The sequence below is a fragment of the Streptomyces sp. NPDC018610 genome (assembly GCF_044391765.1).
GTDB lineage: Bacteria > Actinomycetota > Actinomycetes > Streptomycetales > Streptomycetaceae > Streptomyces.
The window spans coordinates 1040681-1052961 of record NZ_JBISAL010000001.1 but is presented as its reverse complement, the minus strand read 5'-3'; the positions used below and the strand labels follow the sequence as shown (position 1 = coordinate 1052961).

The 12281-nt window shown below is 71.1% G+C and carries 12 protein-coding genes and 1 tRNA gene; 8 read left to right on the top strand and 5 right to left on the bottom strand.

Annotated features, from left to right (window positions below):
• Positions 1-46 precede the first annotated feature (46 nt).
• From ACH5A8_RS04595 to ACH5A8_RS04575, 5 genes are all read left to right on the top strand, one after another.
• Complete coding sequence (locus tag ACH5A8_RS04595; protein ID WP_398997856.1) at positions 47-1369, top strand: ABC transporter substrate-binding protein; 1323 nt, start codon at positions 47-49, stop codon at positions 1367-1369.
• A gap of 576 nt (positions 1370-1945) precedes the next feature.
• A complete protein-coding gene (locus tag ACH5A8_RS04590; RefSeq protein WP_398997853.1) occupies positions 1946-2938 on the top strand; it encodes a carbohydrate ABC transporter permease in 993 nt (330 codons plus the stop codon).
• Positions 2939-2952: 14 nt separating this feature from the next.
• Positions 2953-3873, top strand: coding sequence for a carbohydrate ABC transporter permease (locus ACH5A8_RS04585; protein ID WP_398997851.1), 921 nt, complete (start codon positions 2953-2955; stop codon positions 3871-3873).
• A gap of 644 nt (positions 3874-4517) precedes the next feature.
• Entirely contained in the window at positions 4518-5978 is a 1461-nt protein-coding gene (locus tag ACH5A8_RS04580; RefSeq protein WP_398997849.1) for a GH1 family beta-glucosidase, read from the top strand.
• A 249-nt stretch (positions 5979-6227) separates the two neighbouring features.
• A complete protein-coding gene (locus ACH5A8_RS04575) occupies positions 6228-7280 on the top strand; it encodes a LacI family DNA-binding transcriptional regulator (protein ID WP_398997847.1) in 1053 nt (350 codons plus the stop codon).
• 126 nt (positions 7281-7406) lie between these two features.
• Here the strand turns inward: ACH5A8_RS04575 and ACH5A8_RS04570 are convergent, their stop codons facing one another.
• Complete coding sequence (locus ACH5A8_RS04570; RefSeq protein ID WP_398997845.1) at positions 7407-7913, bottom strand: GNAT family N-acetyltransferase; 507 nt, start codon at positions 7911-7913, stop codon at positions 7407-7409.
• An 829-nt stretch (positions 7914-8742) separates the two neighbouring features.
• Here ACH5A8_RS04570 and ACH5A8_RS04565 point away from each other — a divergent pair.
• Both ACH5A8_RS04565 and ACH5A8_RS04560 read left to right on the top strand, forming a co-directional pair.
• Positions 8743-9006 carry a hypothetical protein gene (locus ACH5A8_RS04565; RefSeq protein ID WP_396318872.1) on the top strand — a complete coding sequence of 88 codons (264 nt, stop codon included), beginning with the start codon at positions 8743-8745 and terminating at the stop codon, positions 9004-9006.
• Between the two features lie 16 nt (positions 9007-9022).
• Positions 9023-9271, top strand: a complete 249-nt coding sequence (locus tag ACH5A8_RS04560) for a hypothetical protein (protein WP_396318871.1) — start codon at positions 9023-9025, stop codon at positions 9269-9271.
• Here ACH5A8_RS04560 and ACH5A8_RS04555 read toward each other — a convergent pair.
• Entirely contained in the window at positions 9266-9454 is a 189-nt protein-coding gene (locus tag ACH5A8_RS04555) for a hypothetical protein (protein ID WP_398997841.1), read from the bottom strand. The two genes, ACH5A8_RS04560 and ACH5A8_RS04555, sit on opposite strands and share 6 nt — an antisense overlap.
• A gap of 286 nt (positions 9455-9740) precedes the next feature.
• Between ACH5A8_RS04555 and ACH5A8_RS04550 the strand changes: the two genes are divergently transcribed.
• Positions 9741-10220 (top strand): hypothetical protein, encoded by a 480-nt coding sequence (locus tag ACH5A8_RS04550; RefSeq protein ID WP_398997840.1) that lies wholly within the window; start codon positions 9741-9743, stop codon positions 10218-10220.
• Positions 10221-10475: 255 nt separating this feature from the next.
• Here the strand turns inward: ACH5A8_RS04550 and ACH5A8_RS04545 are convergent, their stop codons facing one another.
• From ACH5A8_RS04545 to orn, 3 genes are all read right to left on the bottom strand, one after another.
• On the bottom strand, positions 10476-10943 hold the full coding sequence (locus ACH5A8_RS04545) for a hypothetical protein (protein WP_398997838.1): 468 nt from the start codon (positions 10941-10943) through the stop codon (positions 10476-10478).
• A 356-nt stretch (positions 10944-11299) separates the two neighbouring features.
• Positions 11300-11372, bottom strand: a tRNA-His gene (locus ACH5A8_RS04540).
• Between the two features lie 113 nt (positions 11373-11485).
• Positions 11486-12094 (bottom strand): oligoribonuclease, encoded by a 609-nt coding sequence (gene orn, locus ACH5A8_RS04535; protein WP_396318908.1) that lies wholly within the window; start codon positions 12092-12094, stop codon positions 11486-11488.
• Between the last annotated feature and the right edge of the window lie 187 nt (positions 12095-12281).

Below are 12281 nucleotides of genomic sequence, written 5' to 3'. Positions count from 1 at the left end.
TCTGATTCCTGAGGTCCCGTTCCCCACTGGAACAAGGAGTAGTGGAATGCGCATCACCCGTACCGGCGGCGGTCGTGGCCGCAGAGCAGCGGCCATGGCCACGACGGTCCTGACGGCCTCCGCCCTGCTGCTGACCGGCTGCAGCAGCGACGACGGCGACTCCGACGCCGCGGACTCCAACGGGAACATCACCCTCAAACTGGCCGACTTCGGTCAGTTCGGTTACAAGGAAGCCGGCCTGTTCGAGCAGTACCACAAGCTGCACCCGAACATCACGGTCAAGGAAGAGACCACCGCCGAAGAGCAGCAGTACTACCCGAAGTTCCTTCAGCAGCTGAACTCGAACAGCGGTCTGGGCGACGTCACGGGCATCGAGGTCGGCCGCATCAAGGAGGTCGTCGACACCCAGGCGGGCAAGTTCACCGACCTCAGCAAGTCCATCAACGTGAGCGACTGGGTCTCCTGGAAGGAGAAGCAGGCCACCGCGAAGGACGGTTCGGTCATCGGCGCCGGCACCGACATCGGCCCGATGTCCCTGTGCTACCGCAAGGACCTCTTCGAGAAGGCGGGCCTGCCCACCGACCGCGAGGCCGTCGCCAAGGCCGTCGCGGGCGGCTGGGAGGACTACCTCAAACTCGGTGAGCAGTACCAGAAGAAGGCGCCCTCCGGCACCCACTTCATGGACTCCGCGAGCGCCATGTACAACGCGGTCGTCAGCTCCTCCGCCAAGCAGTACTACGACGCCGACGGCAAGCCGATCTACAAGGACAGCCCGGCCGTCCAGCAGGGCTGGAACCTGGCCGCCGAGACCGCCTCGAAGAAGCTGAGCGCGGGCCTGCCCCAGTTCGGCGTCCCGTGGCAGACGGCGCTGCGCAAGGGCCAGATCGCCTCCATGGTGTGCCCGGCCTGGATGGCCGCCCAGATCTCGACCTACTCCGGTGACTCCTACAAGGGCAAGTGGGACATCTCCCGCGCGCCCGGCACCACCGCGGCCAACTGGGGCGGCTCCTTCCTGGCCGTTCCCAAGGGCGGCAAGCACGTCAAGGAGGCCGTCGAGCTGGTCAAGTGGCTGACCGCTCCCGAGCAGCAGGCCGCCGTGTTCAAGGCGGTCGGCGTCTTCCCGTCCAACAAGGGCGCCTACGAGCTGGCCAGCGTGAAGAGCGCCAAGCTCCCCTACTTCAGCGACGCGCCGATCGGTGAGATCTACGCCGACGAGGCCAAGTCCATCCCCGAGGCGGTTCTCGGCGCGAAGGACGGCGTGATCAAGGACTCGATCTCCAACCAGATCAACAACATGGAGACGCGGGGCACCAGCTCCGACAAGGCCTGGAAGGCCGTGACCGACTCGGTCGACAAGGCGATCGGCTGAGCACAGCCCGGGGTGCGGGCGGCCGACCGGCCGCCCGCACCGCGCCCGCGCGCGACAGCCGCACCCCGCGGCCGCCGCGGCGGGCTCGGGGTGTATGACCACTGCCGCCGGGGGCGCCGGACCGTACGGCGGCCGCCACCGGGGGCGCGGGGCTGTGTGACGGCGGTACGGTCCGCCGCGGCGGACCCGGGCCCGTGACGACGGCGGCGGCCGCCACCGGCCCGGACCCGCACGACGGCCCGGGACCCGGACCGGACGACGGCCCGCGGACCTCGCCGCAGCGGCGGCCGGCGGCGCGGACGTGGTCCTCGTACGGGGTGACCACGCCGGGAAGCCGGCCCCGCACCCCGCCGTCGCCGCGGACCAGGACCGGACCAGGGCCCGGACCCGCGACACCGCCCCGCCACCGCCGCGGGCGCCCGGCCGTGCGGCGGCCCGGCCCCGCACGCACGACAGGCCGCGGTACGGACCGTCGACACCGTTGTCGATCCGCGCCGGGAGCGGCGGAACGGACGCCCGGCCCCGACCCCCTCCCGCCCCGTACCCGGCCCAGACCTCCAGGGAAGGACTCCCTCCGTGGCAACGACAACCCCCGCACGGGGCGCCTACACCCCGCCACCCGGCGGTACCGGCACCGCGTCGAAGGGACCCAGCAAGTGGCGCTCGCGGCTGTGGCGCTTCGACGACAAGGCGTCGCCGTACGCCTACATCGCCCCCTTCTTCCTCATCTTCGGCGCCTTCGGGCTCTACCCCCTCCTCTACACCGGCTGGATCGCCCTGCACCGGGTGGAGATGACGGGGCTCGACCAGTCCGAGTGGGTGGGCTTCGACAACTTCGCCAAGATCCTCCAGGACTCCGAGTTCTGGACGGCCGTCGCCAACACCTTCATCATCGGCGTCATCTCCACCGTCCCGCAGCTGCTCGTGGCGCTCGGCCTGGCCCACCTGCTCAACTACAAGCTGCGCGCCAGCACCTTCTGGCGGACCGTCATCCTCACCCCGTACGCCACCTCGGTCGCCACCGCGGCCCTGGTCTTCGCCCTGGTCTTCCGCGCCGACGGCGGCCTGCTCAACTGGGTGCTGCACTTCTTCGGCGCCGGCAACACCGACTGGGGCAATGGGGAGTGGACCTCCAAGATCGCCATCTCGGTCATCGTGATCTGGCGCTGGACCGGCTACAACGCCCTGATCTACCTGGCCGCCATGCAGGCCGTGCCGACCGATCTGTACGAGGCCGCCTCGATCGACGGAGCCTCGCGCTGGCAGCAGTTCCGCAAGGTGACCATCCCCGCGCTGCGGCCGACGATCCTGTTCACCATCGTCATCTCGACGATCGGCTCCATGCAGCTGTTCGGTGAGCCGCTGCTGCTCCAGGGCGGCACGCTCGGCTCCGTCGGCGGCAGCGAGCACCAGTACGAGACGCTGAGCATCTACCTCTTCAACTACGGCTGGAAGCTCGGGCACCTGGGCCCGGCGGCGGCCGTGGCCTGGGCGATGCTCGTCCTGCTGCTGCTCATCGCCCTGATCAACTGGATCGTCGGCCGGATCATGCGCAAGAGCGCGGCCTGACGGGAGCGATATCGATGACCACGACCAGTCCCACCAACACCGCGCCGGGCATCGCCCCGGCACCGCTCCCCGCCGCCCCGGGCAAGGGCGGCAACCGCTTCAAGATCGGCGCCGGGCAGCAGCTCAAGGGCGGGCCGTTCACCTACATCGCCCTGACCGTCGTCGGCCTGGGGTCGATCCTCCCGCTGTACTGGACGCTGGTGGCGGCCTCCCACGACCAGGCACGGGTCCTGGACAACCCGCCCCCGCTGGTGCCGGGCGGCAGACTGTGGCACAACCTCCAGGCGGCCTGGGACCAGGCCAACCTGGCCAAGGCCATCGTCAACACCGTCATCGTGGCCGGCTGCATCACCGCGGCCACGCTGTTCTTCTGCACCCTGGCCGGCTACGCCTTCGCCAAGATGCGCTTCCGCGGCCGGGGCGCGCTCATGACCGCCGTCATCGCCACCCTGACGATCCCGCCGCAGCTCAGCGTCGTGCCGCTGTACATGATGATGTCGGACATCGGCTGGAACGGAAAACTGGAGTCGGTGATCTTCCCGACCCTGGTCGGCGCCTTCGGCGTCTTCTTCATGCGGCAGTACCTGCTGGAGGCGCTGCCCTACGAGCTGATCGAAGCGGCCAAGGTCGACGGGGCGAGCAACATCCGCATCGTGTGGAACGTGGTCCTGCCCGCCGCCCGGCCCGCGATGATGGTGCTCGGCATGCTCACCTTCGTGCAGGCGTGGAACGACTTCTTCTGGCCGTTCCTCGCGCTGGACCAGGAGAACCCCACCATCCAGGTGGCCCTCGGCCAGCTCAGCGCCTCCTACACCCCCGACCAGAGCATCGTCATGGCGGGAGCGCTGATCAGCACGCTGCCGCTGCTGCTGGTGTTCGTGATCTTCGGCAAGCAGATCGTCGGAGGCATCATGGCGGGCGCGGTCAAGGGCTGACCGGGCCGCACGCGGGGCGGCCGCCCGGCCACGGGCCCGGCCGCCCGCACTCCGCGGCCGGACCGTCACCGGGTACGGGGCGCACCGTGCCCCGGGCCGGGCGCCGGTCGCGGTCCACCCGCGCACGGACCGGCCCGCGCCCCGACCCGCCCCCGGCCGCCCCTGCCTCCGCTCCACCTCGGCCGGGACCGTCCGGCCGGGTCGCCTCGGCCGGGATCCCGCCCGGTCCGGGCAGCCCGGACCGGCCCCCGGTTCCAGCCCGGCCGCGCCGTCCGGCACGGTCCTCCCGGCCCGGTCACGGGGGGCGGATCAGGCCGCATGTCCGCCGCCCCGGCCGGAGCGAACCGACCCGCCTGACCCGCCCGGTCAGGCCGCCCCCGCACGTCGGCCGGCGATCACCATCGCCCGCCCCGCACGCCGGCCGGCCAACCCGTCCGGTCCGGTACGGCCCGTACGCGAGCCGTACCGGACCGGACGCCCGAGCCCGTACGACCGGAGCCCCGGCCCCGGCGGACCGGGTGTCCCACCGTCTTGTCCCGTCCCGCCCCGAGGACCGCGGCGCCCACCCCCGCACCCGGTCCCTCCCCCCACCGCCGGACCACTGTCCGTTCTTTCCTCCACGCCACTTTGGGAGCGTTCTCACCATGACCGCCGTACGACCCGAGACCACTGCCCAGTCGGCCTCGGACACCCCTTCCTCCCTCTCCTTCCCCACCGGCTTCGTCTGGGGCGCCGCCACCGCCGCCTACCAGGTCGAGGGCGCCGCCGCCGAGGACGGCCGCACCCCTTCCATCTGGGACACCTTCAGTCACACCCCCGGCAAGGTCCGCAACGGCGACACCGGTGACATCGCCGCCGACCACTACCACCGGTACCGCGACGACGTGGCGCTGATGAAGCACCTCGGCCTGAAGGCGTACCGCTTCTCCGTCTCCTGGTCCCGGGTCCAGCCCACCGGCCGCGGCCCCGCCGTCGAGCGCGGCCTGGACTTCTACCGCCGGCTCACCGACGAACTCCTCGAAGCGGGCATCACCCCCGTCGCCACCCTCTACCACTGGGACCTCCCCCAGGAGCTGGAGGACGCCGGCGGCTGGCCGCAGCGCGACACCGCCGACCGCTTCGCCGACTACGCCGACCTCGTCGCCCGCGCCCTCGGCGACCGGGTCGGCGTGTGGACCACCCTCAACGAGCCCTGGTGCAGCGCCTTCCTCGGCTACGGCTCCGGCGTGCACGCCCCGGGCCGCACCGACCCGGCCGCCACCCTGCGCGCCGCGCACCACCTCAACCTCGCCCACGGCAAGGCGATCGGCGCGCTGCGCTCGGTGCTGCCGTCCTCCGCGCAGACCTCCATCACCCTCAACCTGCACCAGGTGCGCCCGCTCACCGACAGCGCCGAGGACGTCGAGGCCGCCCGCCGCATCGACGCGGTCGGCAACCGGGTCTTCACGGGGCCCATCCTGGACGGCGCCTACCCCGAGGACCTGCTCGCCGACACCGCGCACCTCGTCGACTGGGGCCGACTGGTGCACGAGGGCGACCTCGCCGAGATCTCCCGCCCCATCGACCTGCTCGGCGTCAACTACTACTCGCCGACCGTGGTCTCACACCCCGTGGACGGCGCGGGCACCACCAAGAACGACGGGCACGGCGCGAGCGACCACTCCCCGTGGACCGGCTCCGACCACATCGCCTTCCACCTCGCCAACGACGACCTGACCGCGATGAACTGGGCCATCGACGCGAGCGGACTGCACACCCTGCTGACCGGCCTGGCGAAGTCGCACCCGCGGCTGCCGCTGATGGTCACCGAGAACGGCGCCGCCTTCGACGACTACGTCTCGCCCGAGGGCCGGGTGAACGACCCGCAGCGCATCGCGTACCTGCACACCCACCTGGACGCCGTACGGCGGGCGATCGCCGACGGAGCGGACGTGCGCGGCTATTTCCTGTGGTCCCTGCTGGACAACTTCGAATGGTCCTACGGCTACTCCAAGCGCTTCGGCGCCGTCTACGTCGACTACTCCACCCAGCGCCGCATCCCCAAGGAGAGCGCCCACTGGTACGCCGACGTGATCCGCGCCAACGCCCTGCCGACGACCCGGTGAGCGAGCGCGCGGCCTGACCGGCGGGAGCGCGGCCGCCTGCCGGCGGGGGTGCGACCGCCCGTCCGGCGGGTGTGCGGGCGGGGCCGACGGGCACGCGGGGCGCGGCCGGGGACACCGGCCGCGCCCCGCCGCCGTTCCGCGCGCCCGCGGGGGAGGAGTCCCGGCCGGACGAGGGACGATCGGGGACGGGGCGGCCGGCGGCAGGCTGTTACATTCCTGCCCAGACGGCTGCGAACGGAAGGCACCACAATGGTCAACGGCGGGCGGAACCGTGGCGGTCGGCGGCCGACCCTCGAGGAGGTGGCGGCCCGGGCCGGCGTGGGCCGCGGCACGGTCTCCCGGGTGATCAACGGCTCGCCCCGGGTCAGCGACGCCACGCGCGCCGCCGTCGAGGCGGCGGTCGCCGAACTCGGCTACGTCCCCAACACCGCCGCCCGCGCCCTGGCGGCCAACCGCACGGACGCGATCGCGCTGGTCGTCCCCGAACCGGAGACCCGGTTCTTCGCCGAGCCGTACTTCTCCGACATGCTGCGCGGTGTGGGCGCCGAACTCGCCGACACCGAGATGCAGTTGCTGCTGACCTTCGCGGGCGGCGACCGCGAACGCCGCCGGCTCGCCCAGTACCTGGCCGCGCACCGCGTGGACGGGGTGCTGCTGGTGTCCGTGCACGCGGACGACCCGCTGCCCGACCTGGTGGCCCAGCTGGAGATCCCCGCCGTGATCAGCGGCCCGCGCTCCGCGGCGGAGACCCTGACCTCGGTGGACTCGGACAACTACGGCGGCGCGCGTTCGGCGGTGGAACACCTGCTGGCCGGCGGCCGGCGCCGTATCGCCCACATCACCGGCCACATGGACGTGTACGGAGCCCAGCGGCGCCTGGCCGGCTACCGCGACGCCCTGCGCGACGCCGACCTGCCCGTGGACGAACTCCTAGTCGAGCGGGGCGACTTCACCGAGGAGGGCGGCCGGCGCGCGATGGCGCGGCTGCTGGAGAACGCCCCCGACGTGGACGCCGTCTTCGCCGGTTCGGACGTCATGGCGGCCGGCGCCCGCCAGGTGCTGCGCGAGCGGGGCAGGCGCACACCCGAGGACGTGGCCCTGGTCGGCTACGACGACTCGGCCATCGCCCGCCACATGGACCCGCCGCTGACCAGCGTCCGCCAGCCCATCGAGGAGATGGGCCGCGCCATGATCGACCTGCTGCTGACGGAGATCGCCGACCGCCGCCCGCCCGGCGCCCCCGGTCACGAGCCCCGGCACGCGGTGCTCCCGACCGAGCTGGTGGTCCGAGCCTCGTCGTAGCCGGGGGCCGGGGCCTGACGCCTCGTGTCCGCCGCACGGGACGGCCTCGTGGCCGCGGGACGCCCCTGTGGCCGTCGGGCGTCGTTCGGGTGTCGTCGCACCCGCGGGGCCGTCCCGCCGGGCCGCTCACGGCCCGAGCGTCCGCCGCCACACCACCTCGCCGTCCGCCACCTCACCGGTCGGCGTGAGCCCGGCGGCCCGGGCGACGCCGGCGGAGGCCCGGTGCTCCGGGTGGATATGCGCGACGACGACGCCGACACCCCGCCGCTCCAGCAGCCCCACCAGCCCACGCGCCGCCTGTGAGGCGAACCCGCGCCCCTGCCACGGCGTCCCCACCACCCAGGCGATCGCGGCCACCGCACCCGCGCCGGTGACCGTGGCCTGCACGGTGCCCACCAGCGGACGGCGGCCCTCCCGCACCCGCAGCACCCAGTTGCACCAGGACACCTCCGGGTCCGGAGAGCCGGCCACCAGCCGCTCGTACCGCGCCCGCAGCCCCGCCTCGTCGAGCGGCGCGCCCCCGGTGAAGCGGTGCAGCGCCGGATCGGACAGCACCCCGGCCATCTCCCCGGCGTGCTCGACACCCAGCGGCACCAGCTCGAGACGACCGGCGCGGACGGCTTCGGCGCGCATACGACTCCCCGGTGCGGACAGACCCGTGACGGAACGGACAGGCGATCGGACGGCTGATCGGACGTGATGGGGATTCCCCGTACGCAAGAGGCCGGTGACCCGATTCTCTCGGGTCACCGGCCTCTTCGGCCACACGAGTGACGGGACTCGAACCCAATCCTTTGAAGAGGCTTGACCTCGGCGTTCCCTCCAACCAGGACATCCTGGTGAGTTTCGACGAGCGTTCGGTTGCAGTGTATGTCGTCCGTGTGGTCACGCGTGTGGCCGCGTCCACACCTCCGCCACTCGTTGATCCGGGGGACCTTGACCAGTGGGTCCCGGCGTCCTGAGCGGCCCGGATCACCTCGTCCAGGAACTCGTAGGCCTCCTCGTCCGTGAGGCGGCTCAGCCAGGGGAAGGCGGTGCTGTGCACGGCGTCTCCTCGGGGGTTCTTGGGAGCATCGCGTCGAACCGTTCCCCGGGCCTCGTGAGCGCGATCCAGCTCAGCGAGGACCAGGGCGTCCAGCGCGTGGAGGAACGCGGTTCGTCCCACGCGAAGTCGCGGGGGTGCCAGAGAAGGGTTACACCGTGCCGGAGCAGTGGGGTTTGCGCGGCGACCCCTACGCCTGACGGGCCCTTCGTGATCACCTGGCTGGTTCCGGGATTCCGACATCGGCAGACGAGGTGCGCGGCCTTCTGCGTGCGGCTTTCAGCGAGGTCGTGGGGGTCGACCTCGTCACCGAACGAGAGACGCAGGTGTACCGGGAGCAATTCGCCCACGGCGGCATGTCCAGCGGCTACATCTGTCCCCCCACTTGGCGAGATCGGCTGATGCCTCTGCTCGTGAAGCGTGCGTGGACGCTGTTGGTGGCCTGATCGCGTCAGTTGCCGGCATGGTCGCCGGCGTCGTCATCGCCGATATGCCGCGCCACCTTGGTCAGGGCCTCACCGAGGTCTTGCCTGCTCCACGCTGGGCGGCCTCATACTCCTGGCCGGTATCGCCATGGCGATTTCCAAGGCGGACAGCACGGGGGACCAGTACGCCTCCGTCACGGCGAGTGTGGCTGGCCTCCTGATGACGGTCATCGGCAACCTTGTTCCATCGCAGGGCTGACCAGGCGCTGAAGCACATGGAGTCGCAGACCCAGTCGCTGCGCCAGGACATGAATGCGGAGAGGGACGCCGGGCAGGCGGTCCGGCTGCTGGAGGACGTCGGTGACCCGGCTCTCAAGGCCCATCTCCAGGCGGCGTTGATCCTGAAATTCTCCGCAGCCGAGCTGCCCGAGTTTGGGGGCGTCCTGAAGCCGACCGATCCTCTTCCGCGGGGGAGTGTCAACGACACCGTCCCGCAACAGCAGTTGGAGAGCCCCGCCTCATGACCTCTTGGGGCGGTTCTTCAGGTACCAGTCGAGGAAGCGCTCGCTGACGCCCTTGCGGTCGCCGAAGTCCTCCTTGAGGACTCGCCACATGTACGTACTGTCGTGTCCGGATGCGAAGGTGCTGTCCTCGCCGATCTCGGTGTCGCAGCCGCATAGGCAGAGGTTGGGACCAGCGGTGCTCATCAGGGCCTCCTGAGCTTCCACGAAGGAACGGTGAACGTATCCTCTCGTGCTCAGGCGGCAACGCGGAAGCTCAGCCGGGTAGCGCGGTCCGGATCGCCTTCTCGGCACTCGTGACGGTGAGGTGACGAAGGAGTCATCAAGCACTGATGGGACCGTCAGGCGAACCTCACGGCTAGATCACGACCCGGACCTACGTGTAGAACCCATGTAGGTCTCGTGGATACTCTGTGCCGCCCGACTCCTCGTGCACCACGTAGTTGCCGGTCAGGGCTCCAAGGAGGCTCTCGTGGAGAACCCTTCGCCACTTCCCCCGAACGTCCCCCCGCGTCCGTCCGGCGCTCCCACGGTGCACATGGCCGCGGACTCGCAGAACGATTGGCGGGACGAGTACGAGAACGACCCGGAGTACCAGGCCATCCTGTCGAGGATGGAGACGCCTTGGTGGCGGCGACCTGCGGCCCTATGGGGTGGAGTCGTCGCCGTTGCTGTCGGTTCGTTCTTCCTGGGCGGAGCGGTGATCGGTTCTGACGGCAGCTCGGGCGCGTCCCCGGATCCGTGGGTGCAGGGTCAGACCGACAACCAGCCGCAGAACCTGCAACAGCAGAACAATCAGCCGGCCGGGGTCTCCGCCGCGCAGAAGTTCCAGATCCTGACCAGGTTTTGCAGTCAGCAGGCGGGCGGGCCGACGAACGTGGACGAAGCTGCCCTCATGCAGTGCAAGAACGACTACTACGTGACAGACCAAGGTCAAGTCCTGCCGAAGTAGTCTCACACGTCCCGTGTCAGGCAGCAGGCACCAGTACGCGCTTGGCCTTCGCCCGGGTGACCTTCTCGGCCCGAGCGACGTCCAAGTGCCGAAGGAGCTTCTGGCCTCGGTGGTCGAGACCTTCGACTGTCAGATGTCCTCCCCAGCTCGTCGTAGAGTCGCCGGACGGCTTGGTCCGCCGTGGGCTCTGCGGGTTCTCCCGGGCATTCTCCGGCTCCGGGCTGACGCGGGTCGTCACCACCTTCGGGCCTGCCGTCAGAGCGGCGCTGACGGGCCTCTGCGCAGGCGGCTGGAGAGGCGGTGACCACACTTGGGCGTCGGGGGCTTCCACGGGGGCTCTGGGGCCCGGCTGACGTTCGCTGTCACCGCCTCGGGCTCGGCCGTCAGCGGGGGAGGAACGGGCTTCGAGGGGCTGACGCTCGCCAGGTGCAGGGTGTGCGCCGTGACCAACGGAGGCACCGCGCTGACGGCCACCACGACGAAGGGACCCTTGGCCATGTAACCAGCCTCGATCAGGTGCGAGACCACCTGAGCTGTCATCGCCAGCAGCAGGGCCAGCACGGCGCCGACGTTGGCCTGGATGTGGTCGGGGCTGATGGCCTCGGGGGAGCAGACGTCCTTGTCCCCGAAGAGGGGGAGGAAGTGCTTCTTGATGTCGCGCGGTAGTCGTGTCGGGTGCGGACCTCCACGCCGGTGAGGGTCTCCACGAAGTGCTCGGCCCACGCCTCGAAGGTCACGGCCTTCTTGTCCTGCCCGCCCTCGCCGGGCTGGACGAAGCCCTCGCCTTGACCCACCCCGTGGGCCAGTGCTGTCCGTGGGCGTCCACGAGCGCCTTGAACTGAAGGGCTTCCGGCTCGGAGTCGAGGACCTCGGACTGAGGGGCGCCGTCGCGGGAGCCTCCTTCACGCCAGCGGACCTGATGTGCGGTGCTGCCGTCCTGGCGGACGCGCCCGCGGATGCTCGCCATGGGAGGACCGTGGGACCCTTCTCAAGATCCCGGGTGGCCACCGGTGTGGCCACAGGAGAGACGAATGAGGCCGGCGACTGCGTTTCCGCAGATCACCGGCCTCATTCCAGAGGGTGAGTGACGGGACTCGAACCCGCGGCATCCTGGACCACAACCAGGTGCTCTACCAGCTGAGCTACACCCACCATGACCGGCATCGGTTGACTTTGTCGTTTCCCCGACCGGCCGAGAAAAAGTGTACAGGGTCCGAAGGGGTGCTCGCGCACGACTTTCGCGGCGCCCCTCCGAGGGACCCCTCTCAGCCCCGCTGAGCAGGCAGGACGTGCTTCGCGGCGATCGCCTTGGCGGTGTCGGAGTCCGGGCCCGGCGGCGGGACGAAGACCGCCTCGCGGTAGTAGCGCAGCTCCGCGATGGACTCGCGGATGTCGGCGAGGGCGCGGTGGTTGCCGTTCTTCTCCGGGCTGTTGAAGTACGCCCGCGGGTACCAGCGCCGGGCCAGCTCCTTGATCGAGGAGACGTCCACGATGCGGTAGTGGAGGTAGCCCTCCAGGGCCGGCATGTCGCGCAGCAGGAAGCCGCGGTCGGTGCCGACCGAGTTCCCGCACAGGGGCGCCTTGCCGGGCTCCTTCACGTGCTCGCGGACGTAGGAGAGGACCTGGTCCTCGGCGTCCTTCAGGGTCGTGCCGCCGGACAGTTCGGCGAGCAGGCCGGAGGCGGTGTGCATCTGGCGCACGACCTCCGGCATCGTCTCCAGCGCGGCGTCCGGCGGGCGGATGACGATGTCGACTCCCTCGCCGAGCACGTTCAGCTCGGAGTCGGTGACGAGGGCGGCCACCTCGATGAGAGCGTCGTCGGACAGCGAGAGGCCGGTCATCTCGCAGTCGATCCACACCATGCGATCGTTCATGTGTGCAACCTTACGGCGAGCGGCCCCGGGCCGGACCGGCCGCGCGGCGCCGAAGCGGGGCGGGGGGGGGGCCCCCCCCCCCCCCCCCCCCGGGGGGGCCCCCCCCCCCCCCCCCCCCCCGCCCCCCGGCCCCCCCCCCCCCCCGGGGCGCCCCGGCCCGGGGGGGCCCGGGGCGCAGGGGGGGGGC